We start from the raw sequence: 16783 nt of genomic DNA on the forward strand, positions 1-16783 counted from the left end.
AAACGCTTACGTGATTATTATAAAACGGCGCCCTTCGCCTTTTGAACGGCACATATTTCCGAAATCGTGTCATGTTTTCCTATGTTTTGGACACCTCACCTGCGCGGCATGCCCTGGAATTCCGCCGGTGTCAGTCCGACGACCTTTTTGAACTGCTTGCTGAAATGCTTGGTATCATTGAAGCCGGACATCTCCGCGACCTCATATACTTTCAGCGTTGGATTTTGCAGAAGCTCCTTGGCCCGGTTCACCCGCAGCGTAATCAAGTAATCGATGAAATTGTGTCCGGTGACCCGCTTGAACATTTCACTGAAGTAGTTGCGGCTGACGCACACCTTGTCGGCAACCTGCTGCAGAGAGATCGACTCTGTAAAATGCTCCGAAATATACTCGACCGCCTGCTGGACGATCCGTTGGTGCAGCGATTTATCCGGAGGCGGACAATCCGCAGGGAGGGGCAGCGGCATCACGGCAACCGCCGGATCTGCGCTGTTTTTTTCCTTGTACTGCTCCAGAATACGGTGATCCTCCTTCTCCTTCTGCAGGCTGTGGCGCATTTCATACAGCACCGTTTTCAGCGATTCCGCACTCAGCATCGGCTTTAAAATATAGTCAAAGGCACCCAGCCGGATCCCCTCACGGACGTACTCGAAGTCGCTGTGGCAGCTGAGCAGAAGCACCTTGACCCAAGGACAGATTTCCCTCGTCCTGCGCGCCAGCTCAAGCCCATCCATGACCGGCATGGCAATATCGGTAATCAGAATGTCGATCTCCTTGCTCTCGACCCATTTCATCGCCCGCTGGCCGTTGGAGGCTTCTCCCACCAGCTCGAATCCGTTGACTTCCCATTCAAAAGTAGACCGAATCCCCATTCTTGCGATGGCTTCATCATCAACCAACAGCACTTTGTACATCCTGATCCCCCTTTAAATTTGAAAAAGTAATCGTGACCTCCGTCCCTTTCATGAGCTCGCTGGTCACGCTGACCCCGTATCCGCTGCCGTAATACAGCCGAATCGTTTGGTGCACATGGCGCAGCCCGATGTTGGTCATCCCCCGGTGATGATGGGCACGCTCGTCGGCGAAGATGTGGGCCAGCCGCTCTTCGCTCATACCTACGCCGTCGTCGGCGATGCTGACGATGATCTCCTCCCCCTCTTGCCGCGCGCGGATCTCAATCGTGCCCGGTTCGTCTTTGGGCGCGATGCCGTGGAAGACCGCGTTCTCCACGATCGGCTGCAGCAGCATGCGCGGAATCGGAATTTGCTTCAGCTCATCGGGACAATCGATAAGCAGGGTGATGGCATTGTCATACCGGTACCCTTGAATGACCATGTATTTCTGCAGCAGGTCCAGCTCCTCGCCTAACTGGATAAAGACGCCGCTGCGCCCCATACTGACCTCGAGCAGCTGGACGAGCGAGGTGACGGCCTGGTCGACATCGTTCGTACGGTTCAGCTTGGCCAGCCAGCGGATCGAATTCAGCGTGTTATACAGAAAATGCGGATTGATCTGGTATCGAAGCGCCCGGATTTCGGCCTTCTTCTTCTCGGATTCCTCCTTGCCAATCCGCTCGATGAGCAGCTCGATCTGTTCGATCATCTTGTTGAAGCTCCGTCCAAGCTGGCCGATTTCGTTGCGTCCGACGCTGCGGCTGCGAATGGTCAGGTCGCCAGCTTCCCCTTTGCGCATCAAGCGGCTCAAGTTGACGAGCGGATTTCCGATTCTGCGTGTAACGTAGTAGCCCATGCCGATCGCCAGCACGATCGAGCAGAGGGTAATCAACACCGTCAGGTTGCGGATACTGGCCGAATCGGCTGTCATCTCCTCCAGCGGCACGACGCCGACGACGCGCCAGTCGTTGTCGAGCAGCTCGGGAATCATCAGCGTATTCCGCCGTCCTTCGCGCAGCTGCGTCTTCCGGGTCGGCAGCGGCAGCTTCGACGTTTGTCCGTACTCATCCGGGTCGGGATGGTAGAAATACTGATTCCGGTCGTTGACGATGTAGACGTATCCGGTATCGCCGAATTGAACGCGGTTCAGCTCATCGATCAGCACGTTCCCCATCACCTCGACAAACATGACCCCGATAATTTCGCCGGTCTCCCAGCTGCGGATGGCCCTGCCGAGACCAAACACCGGGAAGCCCATCCCGGTCTTTTTCAGGTATGAGGTTTCGGAGAGCCCAAACCATACGGTATTGCCGTTCGCCTTCAAAATGGCTTTGTACCAATCAGAATCCCATTGATTCGGAATCGACATGAGGGAGTCTGCGCTGAGCACCGAGTTTTTGCCTTTGACATCAAAAATATAAATATCGAGAATTTCCGGTGAATTGATCATAATCGAGGTCAGCATATCTTTGCCGTCCTTCACCTTGAGCGTCGTTTCATAGGCGTTGTCGCCCTGCCTTTGCTCCAAAATGTTGTGGACGATTTTGCTGTTTAATACCATCATCGAGGAGTCATCCAGTTTCTTGAAAAACATGTTCAGCTTGTCGCTGACCTGCACGATCGTTAGCGCGGCCACCTTGCTGACCTGCTGTTCAACGATCAAGGACGATTTGTGGTAGGACAAAAAACCTCCTATAAGGACAGGAAGAGTCATCCCGAAGAAAAAGAAGAGGAAGAGCTGCACGACAATCGAATGTAGCGGGGGAAAGCGCGTGAGGAGCCAGGATCTCATATGCGAATCACCCTCTTTTTCCAAGTGTGAATTTCGTAATGTTATTGTATATATGAATGATTGCGCTTTCAAAGTCTTGTTGCATAAATTCCGAACAAAGCACGAAAGATCAGAAGAAAAGCCCTATCGACGTAAACTCATGATAGCTGAACCGCGTTTAGCGGCATCCTCAGACCAGGCAGCTGCCCAGTCCGGGGATGGCCGAAGCGCCTTTTATCGGCATCCGGCTGCCTTTCTACAACCTCAGCTCGGCCAACGTTTCATACCAGCGGGTGAGGACGGCTTCGGGCTCCTTAAAGTCGACCTGGATGCCCGACCTAATGTCCGCATACGCGGCCACGTCCGCTCGTACGGATAGGATGTCCGCCTCAAAACGCTCCCGTGGATGCTTGGCTGCGGGAAGCACCGGCAGAAGTCTCAGCGCAAGCTTTACGTAATAGGCCTTACCGGAGTAGACCAGAACGAGCGTCGCTTTTCCCGTACGAATCATGTTTCGGGTCGTCGCGGTTCCGTTCCACATGGCCAGCCGGACCTGCACCCGGTCCAGGGCGACAATCTCGCCTACACTGATCATGGCCGTATGCGGCCAGCCCTCCTCCGTTACGGTCATCAGCATCATCGCCTCATGCTGCTTCGTGATCAGCTCCCTGCCGTCCAGCAGCTCGTACAGCTCGTCCGGAAGTTCCGCCGTCTCCATGTATTTCATTGACTGACACCTCCTTTCTTCCCTGTAGTTCTCCTATTGTACTCTATGAAACAAACGATGGCTGTATAAAAAGAAACAACGTAAGCTCAGGTGATCCCGATGTTTTGGCCCCGCTTTCCTGTACAAAACAAAAAGCAGCCCGGCCAAACGAATTTGACCAAGCTGCTCTAATTTACGGCGAAATCCTTAGGGTAGGTACCCCAGCTCCACTTCCTGCAGAACGCTTCTTGCGCGCTGTACCCACTCGTCCTCCAGATGTGCGTCAGGATCGAGCGGTGCCTGAAACTGGTCGAATAAGGCGCCGAGCAGATGGGGCATGGCATGCTTGTCAGTTCCCGTGTTGTATACGTATTTGAATACGAAAGGACGTCCCAGCTTAACGGTCGCCCGGCAGCCGCCGCATTCGCCGTCCAGGTTGCCTTTGGTTACATGAAAAGGGATCCGCAGCCACACCATTCTTTCCTGGTCAAGGCGCTTATCCAGATAGCCGTGCTTGTAATCCCAGTTGCCAGCCAGCGAAAAATCATGTTTGCATAGGTAGCTGTCAATATTGACGAATTCGTCTTCCACGTTTTCGAGTCTGGACTCCAAATTGATCATTCCTGCATCCTCCCTGTCGGTTTACCTTCAGGATGAGCAGGAATATCTTTCTTTATACTTCAGCGGCCGCCGCCCGGCGGGATTGGACTCATTAGAGCGGCTTAACCGATTCCGCCTTGACCAAAGTCACATAAATCCGCTCATTTTCAACCGGCTTGCCTTCAATGATTTTGATCAGCTGCTCGGATGCGAGCGAACCCCACTTTTTCTTGGAATAATCGATCGTCGCAAGCCTTGGGCGGATGTACTCGGACAGCTCAATATTATCGAAACCGATGATGTGGATGTCCTTGCCCATCTCCAACTCCGTTTCGGATATATAGTCATACATGCCGATCGCCATCTCATCATTCAGGCAAAAGACCGCCACCGGACCTTCGAATTCCGCGGCAATCTGTTTGCCGGCCCGCTCTCCGCCCGTGCGGTTAAAGTCACCGGGAATTTCAATGCATTCCACGTCGCTGCTTCGTTCGACCGTTTGTCTGACCGCAGCCATACGCTGCTTCGAGTCGTAAGAGCCCTCGGGACCGGTAACCACGTAAATTTTCCGGTGCCCCAGGTCGATCAGATACTCCATCGCCAGGCTGGCCCCGGCTTTATTATCAAGAAGAACGTGATTGATATTCGGATGCTTCAGCTCCCGGTCCAGCACCACCAGCCGGTGCCCGAGCTCGGCAAAGTTCAGCAGCTGCTCGTCCGAGAACGTGTGGTCGAGGATCAGCGCCCCGTCAAACAGCTTCTCGGCCAGCAGCCGGTGCGACTGGGGGCCGCTGCATACCACCAGATCGTATCCTTTTTGAATCAGCGTGCCCTTCATTCCCTGAAGCAGATCTCCGTAGAAACCGCCGCTAAAATCCGGCAGAAAGGCCCCGATAATTCTCGACTCCTTTTTCTTCAGGCTTCGTGCCGCCGCATTGGGTACATAATTCAGTTCTTTGGCGATGGCCAAAATCCGGGCGCAGGTCTCATCCGTCACCTTCGGGCTTCCGTTCAGCGCGTAGGATACCGTTGATATGGATACGCCGGCTTTTTTGGCGATATCTTTAATGCTGGCCACGGCTTCTCACTCCAATCGTTTGGCTTATCATTTCATTTTATCATTCTGTTTGAATCGTTTCGACACCGGTGCCCCGTTCCCCTGCACAACAGCGCTTTCATACAGCCTGAAATTCATTTCTACCAAAGGCGCTGATCTGTTCTTGAAAAAGAAAAGGACCGCCCGGGCAGCGGATTTGCTGTCCCGGGCCGGCCCCTCATTTATACCGCTTCACAAAGGCAGAATGCCGATCGTGGGCAGTCCTCACCACATGGAAGGCAGCAGGTCCCTCTTTTGAGATGGATCCCTGCGTCCTTTTTCAAATTACTTCTTGGCGTTGTACTCGACCGTAACCTCAAGGCTTGCCTTGTTCCCTGCCAGGTCGGCTGCTTCCAGTACAATCCGGTTTTTCCCGCTGGCCAAGGTCAGCTTATGGTTGAACTTGCCGTTCACGACTTTTATGGTAAAAGGCTTTCCGCCATTTAAGGAAACGCTGATCGTGGAATCCTGCAGAGCCTCGTTAACGCGGCCGGAGAGCACATAGTTCCGGTTATTTTGCGGTTTGCCTTTGTCGTCCACCGTGATGACCGGTGCTGCCGTATCCGTGCTGCCGGCGATATCGCCAAGAACAATGCCGAGGCCGTTGGTCGCCAAATATACGCGGCCGTAAACCCTTGGATCCCCGGTGATCGCCGCGTTGGCCGAACCGAACTGGTGCTGGTCGTCATTGATGCGTGTCCACGTCTTGCCTGCGTCATCGGAGCGGTAAATGCCGTCCACATTGTTGATAATGGCATGGGCATACAGCGCCATGTATTTCTGGCCGGGAGCGGCTTTGCCGAAACCGATGGCCGCCGCTTCCTGGATCTGTCCCAGCTTCGTAAACGTCCGTCCCGAATCCGTGGAATGCCATAATCCAAAAAGGCTGTCCTGGTTCTTGTTATCCGCGGCAGCGGCCACCCAGATGTCTCCTTCCACGCCAGGTACGGCTTTGAAGTTGCTTGTCAGGTTGGTCGGCAGGCCCGAGGCTGCCTTGGTGAAGGAGGCGCCTCCGTCCTGGCTGACATAGAACGTGCCGTCTGCAATCGCGTAAAACTTATTCGGATTCACCCGGTCCGAGGCTACTCTCGCGCCGCTTGGAACCCCGGACGAGGCCGTCCATGTGGCGCCCAGGTCGCGCGAATAGCTCACTGGCTTCGGAGCGGCCGAGTTGGACGGGCTCCAGACGATGGAAGATCCGTCTGCACCGACCGCGACATAGCCGCCCTGCGTAGCATCGTCGGATGCCGATGTCCAGGCGTTGGCCGCCGGCTTCCACGTCTTGCCGTTATCCGTGGACACACCCATCCTCGGGTTCGCCCCGTCGCTGTTGCCGACCCGGACGACGATGTCCGGGTTCAGTTCGGCATAGTCGATATCCGTGCTTGTCCCGATATACGGATTCGTAATCATGGACGGGGCCTTGGTCAAATCGTCGTGGCGGAAGCCGCCGATATCCCCCATGGCGCTCAGCAGATGGGCTCCGCTCGGCGGGCTGATCAAGCCGAGAATCGCCGTCTCTTCGATCCCGTCAGCCATGACGGAGATATTGACGTTTTCTCCTTTGTCCAGGGCAGTCACGTTCTCCGACCCGTACAGCGTCGCGCCCGTACCATACATGATCCGATCCGGATTAAACGGATCGATCTCCAGGTCGCCGATCATCCAGCCGAGCTTCGGATTCTGTTCAGGCAGATTCTTTTTCTCACCCCAATCCAGCCACGGAGACAGGGAGTAGTCGATGGTGTAGTTGTTTGTCCTTACCGGGTCTTTGGCGTAATCCAGCGTCCAGAACGGCTTCCACGTCTTGCCGCCGTCCGTGCTCCGGTAAATAAACTCATCCGGCCACCATTTGTTCATCGTGGCGACCATGATCGTATCCGGGTGCTGCGCATCGACGGCAAGGCCGCCGTACGGGCTGTCCGTAGAACCTGCACCGGTCGGGCTGATATCGGTCCACTGTCCGGTTAACGTATCGTATTTCCACACCGAGCCTTCACCGCCGTTATACGGACCCACTTCCTTCGTGTAGGTCACGTAGAGGCTGCCGTTCTTCGAAAGCACGCCATGGTGCGGGAGGAATCCTTGGTCCGGCTGTCCCGGCACCGGTTCCCAGGTTTGACCGCCGTCGGTGCTCCGATAGATGCTGTGCTCGGTATCGGCGACTCCTACGTAAATGGTCTGGGTGGTTTTCCCTTGGCTTCCCGTCGACGGGTCAAACGTCACCCACACGACGCCGACGAGATCGTTGTAAGGGTCCTTCACGTTGCCGGCTGCAGTGAAGCTCTCAACCTTTTTCCAAGTGACTCCATAATCGGTGCTGCGCCACAGCCCGTTGCCGCTGCGGGTACCCATGTAGAGGATACGGTTATTGTTCGGATCGATCGCCAACCGCTCGCCCATCGACCGTCCCGGCATATTTCCCCCGAGTTTAAAAGGAAGCTCCGTGCGCTGCCACGTCTCCCCTTTATCCGTAGAGCGGAGCAGCACGCCGTTCATGTCGGTCCAGTCGTTGGTATAGGTTCCGGCCGCTACGTACAAACGGTTCGTTTCCACCGGATCCGTCGCCAGGGTGTCTACGCCGAGCATGTTCCATTCTTTTGCACTGACAAAATCCAGGAGCTGCTTCCAGGTCTTCGTGGCCGGGTCCCAGCGGTAGGCTCCTCCGATATCCGTCCGTGCGTAGATCAGATCCTTTTCGCTCGGGTTGTAGACAATCCCCGGAACAAAACCTCCGCCAACGACTTTGACCCGGTCCCAGCTGTACGTTTGGACAGGTGCCTTGGGTCCTTTACCATTGTTCGCCTTGTCAGCGGACACCGGGCCCACCGCACCGGCCAGCGGCAGCGCGATGGAAGCGGCGAGAACCAAGCTTAACGTCTTCTTGAACATCATTGACCTCCTCAATCATAAATGGTTTGGTTTTTCGAAATCGTTTTCGGTAAAATCGATGGTGACTGACATGCGGAGTGCTGCAGCTGCAGTAATTTATGTAAGCGGTTACCAATGATGAGTAAATTTATTGTACGGGCAAAGAATCCCGTAAGAATACCCTAATAATTGGATGATTTTTCATATGAAAATTAGACATGTGCAATAAAAACAGCCCCTGGAATCAACCATCCAGGAGCTGTGATTTGCGGGCCGATGATCGGCAAGTTAATACCAATTCCGTTATCAGCCCTTTGTTTTGCTGGAGACGGTTGCCTTGGCTTCCGCCTTCTTCAGTAGTTTATAGTCGTCAGACTTGCCTGGTGTTCCCTGCGGCGAGTCCTTTAACACTTGATAAATGCTGCCCTGATCACTCACCAGCTGGTTTTTGGTGTAACCTTTCGTGTCCTTCTCATCAAAAGCCGTTACGAACATAAAACCTGTTTCGGAAGAAAGCACGCTTTTGGATGCCTGCTCCCCTTTCAGCACGGACAAGACGTACACCAGATAGCTGGCATTTGTATTCAGCTCTTGGCCGTAAATATCTTTGTCGCCTTTTTCGAAAGCCGTCTCATAAGAACCTTTGTTGGCCTTATCGACTTTCTTGAAGCTGTCCGGTACCTCCTTGACGGATTTCGCCGTCATGAACGTGGTCGATCCAACCGGCACGGCGAACACCTTGTAATAATCGATGGTGCTTTCATCCGCCGCTTTCGCAAAGGTAACTTTCACCTCTTCATCCTTTAGCTCCGAGGCTGTGACACGAGTCACCAGCGTCGGGTTGGACTGTAGTTTGATTTCATCGGAAGGGGTCGACAGAACATTGCCCTTGCCGTCCGGACTCATCACCGACAGGACGAAAACTCTATAGGAGACCCCATTCGCAATAAATTCGCCATTAATATCCTTGGCATCGGAGCTTAGGGCATGCTTATAGTTGCTGCCCTTCGATGCTTTCGTGAAATAGTTAATATCTGATGCCTCCGCCACATTCAGTACTTTGGCTTTATCGGCAGGCACGACTAAAATGCGGTATTCGTACAAATTGCGCTCATCCGCCGCTTTGGTAAAGGAAACCTCCAGGTCGCTGCCGTTGTTGTTGTCCCCTACGTCCGACACGCTGACATCCGTTACGGGACTTGCAGACTTCGTGGACAGTGTGATCGGCGCGGACGGTTCAGACAGCGCATTGGTACCGTTCGCCCCTACGGACAAAACGAACACTTTGTAGCTGACGTCATTTTTGATGACATTATTATCGACGGACCGGGCTCCAGTGTTCAGCTTAACACTCAAATTAGAGCCAGTCGTGCTAACGGGCGTGTAGAGCGAACTTGGCACTTTTTCAGCATCGGATAGATCAAAAAATTGTGCCTGAGATTCCTGTACAACGAGAATCCGGTAGCCTTTAATGCTGCTTTCGTCCTTGGCACGATTGAAAGTCACTTGCAGATCGCTCGCATCGCCGTTATCGCCAATATCCGCGGCCTTCACACTCGTTGCAGGGTCGACCTTCACGTTGCCCGACAGTGTGATGGATGGCGAATAGGAGGAGAGCGCGTTCGTTCCGGCGTAGCTGCCCGTTCCTACAGACAGAATGAATACCCGATAGGCAACGCCATTCCGGATGGCGTCCCCATCCACATCCCGCGCTCCCGAAGCGAGAGCCTTGCTAATGTTGGCACCATTCGGCGTGACTGCTGTGTAGTTCGAGCTGCGCACCGCGTTGGCGTCATTCAGGTCAAAACGTCCGGCATCTCCATTTTTCACGACGAGAATGCGGTACTGGCTGATATATCTTTCGTCGTCGGCACGCTTAAAGTTCACGAGAAGGTCCCGGCCGTCGCCGTAGTCTGAAACGTCAGATACGCTCACGTTGCTTGCCGATCCTACGTAGCCGTTGCTGCCCAGCGTAATCGCCGGGGAATAGGAAGACAGCGCGTTGCTGCCGTAGTAGCCGCCGGAACCGATCGACAGCACGAACACCCGGTAGCTGGTGCCATTGCGGATATAATCGCCGTCCACGTCCCTTGCTCCGGAAGACAGCACCTTCGTAATGTTATATCCGGTTTTATCTACCGTCGTGTAATTCGAGCTGGACACCGAGTTCGCCCAGGACAGATTGAAGCTTCCTGCCTGGTTCGACTTCACGACCATGATCCGGTAGCCGGAAATGCGGCTCTCGTCGGATGCCCGGTTAAAAGTAACCCGCAGATCGCGGCCATCGCCGTAATCGCTAATGTCGCTGACATTCACATTGCTTGCGGCATCAACGTTACCATTGCCGTATAGCACGATAGAAGAAGACGCCGAGGACAGCGCATTGCTGCCGGAATAGCTTCCCGTTCCCACGGCCATGACGAACACACGGTATACAACGCCGTTCGCGATTAACGATCCGTCGACGTCACGCGCTCCGGAAGACAGCACCTGACTGATGTTATAACCTGTTTTGCCCACCTGCGTGTAATAAGAACTCGGAACATTGTTCGCTGCCGAGAGGCTAAAGCTGCCTGCCTTGCTGTCCTTCACGACGAAAATCCGGTAAGAACCGATGCGGGATTCGTCGGACACCCTATTGAAGTTCACGCGCAAATCCCGACCGTCGCCATAATTGCTGATGTCATCCACGCGGGTAATGACCGGTGCAGATACCGCATTGGCAGCCAGCGTAATGGACGATGAAGCGGCGGACAGCTGCGACGTGTAGCTGCCGGTATTGCTGACGGACATCACAAACACCGTGTAAGGTACCCCATTCCGGATCAGTTCGCCGGAGGTATCCCTTGCCGAAGAAGAAAGATTGCCGGACAAGGTCGTTCCAGCCTTGTTCACCACTGTGAAGTTTGAGGACGACACCTTGTTCGCAGCCGCCAGGTCAAAGCTGTTCTTATCCTTGGTTTTGACCACATAGATGCGGTAATTCGTAATATTGTTTTCGGTTTGGGCCTTGGTAAAGCTGACGGACAGGTCCCGGCCGTCCCCGTAGTCGCTCGCATCGGATACTTTGAGGTTGGAAACCGCTCCAACGGATGGAAGGGTCGGAGCCTGAGACAGCGTGATGGTCTGGGATACGCCGGACAGAGCGCTGTTCCCGCGTTTGCCCACGGTCAGAACAAATGCCGCATACGACTGCCCCGACCGGAGCAAATCGCCGTTCACATCCCGGGTTTGGGACGACAAGGTAATCGACACGTCATCCCCGTCCGGGCGGATCGAGGTGTAGCTGCTGGTCGAAAGCGCCTGAGCAAGATTGAAATTGTAAGCATTTCCCGATTTGACCATCAGCACCCGGTATTCGCTTACGCCAGACTCCGGCGAAACTTTCGGGAAGCTGACCTCCACATCGCGTCCATCGCCGTTTTTGGAAATGGTCCGGGCCGAAACATAGGCCACGGAATTAACCGGTCCGCCGGATGTCGTGATCGTTACCGTCTTGTTAGAAGCATTCCAGTCTACCTTTTCACCCAGCGCCTCGCTGACGAACCGGACAGGCACCATCGTGCTGCCCTTGTAGATCTGACCGGGTACATCCAGGGACAATGTCCGGTTGTTGACGATTGCAGACTTAGAGCCGATCTTCAGTACAATCGTCGTTTGATCCCGTTTCGCGGTGACGGTTTTCGTCTTCGCGTTCCAGTCGATCGTGGCGTCCAGCGCCTCAAAAATGGCTCGCATCGGGAGCATGGCCCTGCCTTTCACCATAATGGGAGCCTGAGGGGAGTACAGCTTCTGGCCGTCAATATAAATCGAGATTTGACTGGCTGCGGCCGCTGCCTGCCCCTGATTGGCGCCGAAGGCGACCGTGAAGATCATCACGGCGGCCAAAAGCGTTAACCAAATTTTTTTCACAAACGCGCCTCCTTTTGCTTTTCCTGATATAGAAATTATTGACTGTGTAATATCTGACGGAGGAAGCCGGCAAAAAGTTATCTGCACCGAAAAATATTTTTTTCAATGGGATCTCCGGACCCTTATTCGATGTCCCCCGTTTCCCGACCAGAACCTGTGCGGCCTGAATCCCGCAGCGGTTTACGTGTATAATGATACTGAGTTAACGATTATAGGAACACGAGTACTGCTCTCATAAGGAGAATTCGGATATGTATAAAATATTGATCGTCGAGGACGATCCGAAGATCGCCGGTCTGCTTCAGTCCCATATCCAAAAATACGGAGACGAGGCCATCGTGATTCACGATTTCGACCGTGTGCTGGATGAGTTTACGGCGGCCGCCCCCCATATCGTGCTGCTGGATGTTAACCTGCCGAGCTTCGACGGCTACTACTGGTGCCGGCAGATCCGTCAGGTGTCGACCTGTCCGATCATTTTTATTTCGGCCCGCAACGAGAAAATGGACCAGGTTATGGCCCTCGAGAACGGCGGCGACGACTATATCACCAAGCCGTTTCATTACGAAATCGTGATGGCCAAAATCCGCAGCCAGCTCCGGCGGGTCTACGGGGATTACGCTGCCGGCGGCGAGCGGACGGTCGAACAAGCCGGGCTCGTCCTGTATCCCGAACGAATGGAGCTGAAGCTGGGGGACAAGCGGATCTCCCTGACCCGGAAGGAAACGATCCTGATCGAAACCCTGCTGGAACGCAGCCCGCGGCTGGTCTCCCGGGAGACGATCCTCGAGAAGCTGTGGGACGACACGTTCGTGGACGACAACACCTTGAGCGTGAATATTACCCGTGTCCGCAAAAGGCTGGCGGAGCTGGGCATCGGGGAGGCGCTGGAAACGGTGCGCGGCTCGGGCTACCGTCTCAATATGGCATGGAAGGATGAGGCATGACGTTGAAGCTCTTCATTCGCGACCATATTCCGCTGCTGATCTTCACGATGCTGGAACTGCTGGCCGTTGTGGCTGTGTTCTGGTTTGACGGATACGACCATCCGCTCACGGCGCTCTATGGCATTTTTCTCGGCCTGTTTATTTTGGCCGGATATCTCATCTTTCGTTTCTTCAGCCAGCGGCTGCTGTACATGCGCTTATCCCGTCCATTTGAAGCCTTGAACGAGTCGATCGCCGCAGGCGGTACCGCACCGGTGTCCCAAGCCTTCAACCACCTGCTGGAGACGCAGTACCGGCATTACCAGAACCTGCTTCAGACCTGGGAACGCAAGCAGCAGGAGCACCTGACCTTCATGAACCAGTGGGTGCATCAGATGAAGACGCCGGTATCCGTCATCGAAATGATTACGCAGGGTGAAGACGATGAGCGTCTGCTCAGCATATCGGAAGAAACCGACCGCATCCGGCGCGGTCTGGAGATGGTGCTGTACGTGTCCCGTCTCGAAACCTTCGAGCAGGACTTCAGCGTGGAGCCCGTCGGGCTCCGACAGGCCGTAAACGAGACGGTGCATGAGCTGAAGCGGTATTTTATCCGCAGTCATGTGTATCCGGAAGTTCAGGTGGACGACGGGGTTATGGTGCAAACCGATGCCAAATGGATGCGGTTCATGCTCGAGCAGCTGTTGTCCAACGCCATCAAATATGCCGCCGGCACCGGCAGCAAAATTACGGTTTCGGCCAGGACAGAAGACGACCGTTCCTTGACCCTGGAAATCCGGGACCGGGGCGTCGGCATCCCGAAGGCGGATCTCGGACGGGTCTTCCGTCCCTTCTACACGGGCGAGAACGGCCGCAGGTTCAAGGAATCGACGGGTATGGGGCTGTATCTCGTAAAAGAGGTCGCGGACAAGCTGGGCCACGGCATTCGCATTGAATCGGTGCCCGGGGAAGGGACGGCGGTCCGTCTCCATTTTGAGCGCTCGCAGGTACAGGTGCGGAATCGTTGATTTCGGCGCCTTTTTGCCGCGCGTCCGGACAAGACAAGCCTGCAGGCGGTGACGCAAGCTTACATCCGTGTAAGATTGCTGAAAGGTCCATCCATAGGAGATTTGGGCTCCATCGCTTACACTGGACCTAGATGAACCCCGCAAATCATCTCTTTACATCGATGCGCCATCACTGATCTTGTGGGGTCTGAAATTGAACGGACCGCCGGTTCCGCCGCTCTCCCGCGCGGGCAGGTGTCCGGGTTGAAGAGAAGGAGTGCTTCGAATGACGGACATTTTATCCGCCAAAAATATAGGCAAAATTTATAAAGGCATGGTTTCCTACGAGGCTCTGTCCAATATCGATTTAACAATTCAGGAAGGCGAGTTTGTCGGCATCATGGGGCCGTCCGGCAGCGGGAAAACGACCCTGCTGAACATCGTGTCGACCATCGACCGCCCGACCTCGGGCGAAATCCGCATCGGCGGGGAAGACCCGTACCGCCTGTCCCAAGATCAGCTGGCACTGTTCCGCCGCCGGGAGCTGGGCTTCGTCTTTCAGTCGTTCAATCTGCTTCATACGCTGACGGTGAAGGAGAACATTATACTGCCGTTAACGCTGGATGGTGTCGGCGTGCAGGAAATGAACGAGCGGGTCGCCTTGCTGGCCGAGAAACTTGGCATTACCCCGATCCTGGATAAGCGAACCTACGAGATATCCGGAGGGCAGGCGCAGCGAACCGCGATCGCGCGGGCGCTGATCCACCGGCCGAAGCTGCTGCTGGCCGACGAGCCGACAGGCAACCTGGACTCCAAGGCGGCGCGCGACGTGATGGAAATTCTGGAGAAGCGCAATCAGGAGGACGGGGCCACGATGCTGCTCGTCACCCACGATCCGGTGGCGGCGAGCTACTGTCACCGCGTTATTTTTATCAAAGACGGCCAGCTGTACAACGAAATCCATGACGGGGATAACCGCGCGGCGTTCTACCAAAAGATCATTAACGTGCTGTCGCTGCTGGGAGGGAACGGACATGAATTTTCGCCAGTTCGCCTTTAATAACGTCTTCCGGAACAAGCGGGCGTACGTCGCCCATTTTCTGAGCAGCGCCTTTTCGGTCATGATTTTCTTCATCTATGCCCTGCTGCTCTTTCATCCCGACCTGAAGGGAAACATCGTGTCTTCCAGCGGAACGCTGAGCATACTCGGCACGATGGGGCTGCGGGTGTCCCAATGTATCGTGTTCATTTTCTCGTTCTTTTTCCTGCTGTACTCAGCGTCTTCGTTTATCAAGCTGCGTAAAAAGGAATTCGGCATTCTGCTCCTGCTCGGCATGTCCCGCAAACAGCTGAACCGGATGCTTTTTATTGAAAATATCGCGATCGGCGCCGCCGCCATTATCGCCGGGATCATCGTCGGGGCCGTGTTCTCGAAGCTGATCCTGCTCATCTCCGCTTCAATGCTGGCGATCGTCGACGGGCTGCCCTTTTACCTGCCGGGAAAAGCGATCCTGCTGACTGCCGGGGCTTACCTGCTACTGTTTCTGCTGGTCGCTTCCTTCACCTCGGTGATGACCCGGAAAGGCACGCTCATCGAGCTGATCAAAGCGGAGGATAAACCCAAGCCCGAACCGAAGGCATCGGTCCTGCTGTCCGTCCTATCCGCCCTGCTCATCCTGCTCGGCTACGCCTGCGTGTTTCTGTTCGCGCTGCGCCGGATGTTCTCATTCCCTCTGCTGCTTGGCGGCGTGGCCCTGGTCATCGTCGGCACGTACTTTCTGTTCACCCAGCTCAGCGTGTACGTAATGAGAGCGATGAAGAAGCGGCCCCGTATCTTCCTCAAGCGGACGAACCTGCTGACGATTTCCGAGCTGATCTACCGGTTGCGGGACAATGCCGTCATGTTCTTCATGGTTGCGGTCATTTCCGCTACCGCTTTTACCGGGATCGGAACCGCGCTGGCCATTGGCGACCCCGGGCTCGCCGCGATGAAGAATCCGTATGCGTTCACGTACGATTCATACAATGATTCGGACCATAAAAATTCGTTGGAGCAGAAGCATGTCCGCCTCATTGAAGACACGCTGCGGAGAGAGGGTTTTGACTACCGCAAAGTATCTTATATCCCGACTTATTCGGATAACGGGTTCATGCTGATCAAGCTGGACGATTATAACCGTCTGGCTGCGGCCCTCGGTTACGAGCAGGAGACGCTTCGTGAAGGGGAAGCACTCGCAACGCCCTCGACGGTCACGCAAACCGGCGAGTTCAAGCTGGACGGATTAACCCAGGACAGCCTGACCCTGACGAAGGAAGGCTCGGAAATGACCCTGCCTCTGCTCAAAGCGCTGCCGCATATCGTCGTACCCAATACCACCAACGTGTATGTCGTGTCCGATGCAGACTATGCGAAGGTGAACGCCGGCAATCTGCTCAAGATCGTCTCTGTGCAGTTTGTCGTCCCGGACTGGCATCACACGCTGCGCATCGCGCAGGAGCTCCGCGACACCATTAATAATGACGTCGATGAGTCGGGAAATATGAATTACAACTTCCAGGCGCTTGTCATCGACTGGGTCGAGTCCCGGCAGTTAAACGGCCTGCTGCTGATCGTCAGCGGGCTCGTCGGGATCGTGTTCTTCACCTTTGCCGCCAGTTTCATCTACTTCCGGCTCTATGCCGACCTGGCCCGGGACGAAGAGCAGTATAGGATGATCTCCAAGGTAGGCTTAAGCCGGAGGGAATTGGGGCGAACCGTCTCGAGACAGCTGCTGCTGATGTTCTTCCTGCCGATGCTGGTGGCGGTCATCCACAGCAGCGTCGCCTTTCTGGCCCTGCAGCAGCTGGTCGACTTCTCCGTCGCTTCGCATACGCTGGCCATCTTCGCCACGTTCCTGGCGATCCAGGTCGTTTATTATTGGATCACGCGCTGGCGTTATTTAAATCATTTACATCAGAAAATGATCTGAAGCGGGGTCAATCCCTGGGAAGCAAGCCCTGG

General features: G+C 55.0%; 11 protein-coding genes. 4 read left to right on the forward strand and 7 right to left on the reverse strand.

All coding sequences use genetic code 11. The annotated features are described in order from the left end of the window. Positions 1-95: 95 nt before the first annotated feature. From C7820_RS22870 to C7820_RS22900, 7 genes are all read right to left on the reverse strand, one after another. A complete protein-coding gene (locus C7820_RS22870; RefSeq protein ID WP_076173022.1) occupies positions 96-914 on the reverse strand; it encodes a response regulator transcription factor in 819 nt (272 codons plus the stop codon). Beyond that, the gene (locus tag C7820_RS22875) at positions 892-2577 is read right to left on the reverse strand and encodes a sensor histidine kinase (protein ID WP_309545778.1); all 1686 of its coding nucleotides are present in this window, start codon (positions 2575-2577) and stop codon (positions 892-894) included. The genes C7820_RS22870 and C7820_RS22875 overlap by 23 nt, the downstream gene beginning before the upstream one ends. Before the next feature lie 343 nt (positions 2578-2920). Continuing rightward, positions 2921-3382: a pyridoxamine 5'-phosphate oxidase family protein gene (locus tag C7820_RS22880; protein ID WP_116233149.1), complete on the reverse strand. Its 462-nt coding sequence runs from the start codon at positions 3380-3382 to the stop codon at positions 2921-2923. 195 nt (positions 3383-3577) lie between these two features. Further along, on the reverse strand, positions 3578-3991 hold the full coding sequence (locus C7820_RS22885; RefSeq protein WP_076173024.1) for a YugN-like family protein: 414 nt from the start codon (positions 3989-3991) through the stop codon (positions 3578-3580). A gap of 91 nt (positions 3992-4082) precedes the next feature. After that, positions 4083-5048, reverse strand: coding sequence for a LacI family DNA-binding transcriptional regulator (locus C7820_RS22890; RefSeq protein ID WP_116232984.1), 966 nt, complete (start codon positions 5046-5048; stop codon positions 4083-4085). A gap of 303 nt (positions 5049-5351) precedes the next feature. After that, on the reverse strand, positions 5352-7958 hold the full coding sequence (locus tag C7820_RS22895) for a xyloglucanase (RefSeq protein WP_116232985.1): 2607 nt from the start codon (positions 7956-7958) through the stop codon (positions 5352-5354). Positions 7959-8243: 285 nt separating this feature from the next. Then, positions 8244-11849, reverse strand: coding sequence for a copper amine oxidase N-terminal domain-containing protein (locus C7820_RS22900; RefSeq protein WP_258875356.1), 3606 nt, complete (start codon positions 11847-11849; stop codon positions 8244-8246). A gap of 251 nt (positions 11850-12100) precedes the next feature. Here C7820_RS22900 and C7820_RS22905 point away from each other — a divergent pair, with 251 nt between their 5' ends. From C7820_RS22905 to C7820_RS22920, 4 genes are all read left to right on the forward strand, one after another. Next, positions 12101-12796 (forward strand): response regulator transcription factor, encoded by a 696-nt coding sequence (locus C7820_RS22905; RefSeq protein ID WP_116232986.1) that lies wholly within the window; start codon positions 12101-12103, stop codon positions 12794-12796. 2 nt (positions 12797-12798) lie between these two features. Beyond that, complete coding sequence (locus C7820_RS22910) at positions 12799-13803, forward strand: sensor histidine kinase (RefSeq protein ID WP_181909182.1); 1005 nt, start codon at positions 12799-12801, stop codon at positions 13801-13803. Positions 13804-14068: 265 nt separating this feature from the next. After that, positions 14069-14842: an ABC transporter ATP-binding protein gene (locus tag C7820_RS22915; protein ID WP_116232988.1), complete on the forward strand. Its 774-nt coding sequence runs from the start codon at positions 14069-14071 to the stop codon at positions 14840-14842. Further along, the gene (locus C7820_RS22920; protein WP_116232989.1) at positions 14817-16751 is read left to right on the forward strand and encodes an ABC transporter permease; all 1935 of its coding nucleotides are present in this window, start codon (positions 14817-14819) and stop codon (positions 16749-16751) included. Before C7820_RS22915 ends, C7820_RS22920 begins: the two co-directional genes overlap by 26 nt. The last annotated feature ends 32 nt before the right edge of the window (positions 16752-16783 follow it).

The sequence above is a fragment of the Paenibacillus sp. VMFN-D1 genome (assembly GCF_003386155.1).
In the GTDB taxonomy this organism is placed as follows: domain Bacteria; phylum Bacillota; class Bacilli; order Paenibacillales; family Paenibacillaceae; genus Paenibacillus_AQ; species Paenibacillus_AQ favisporus.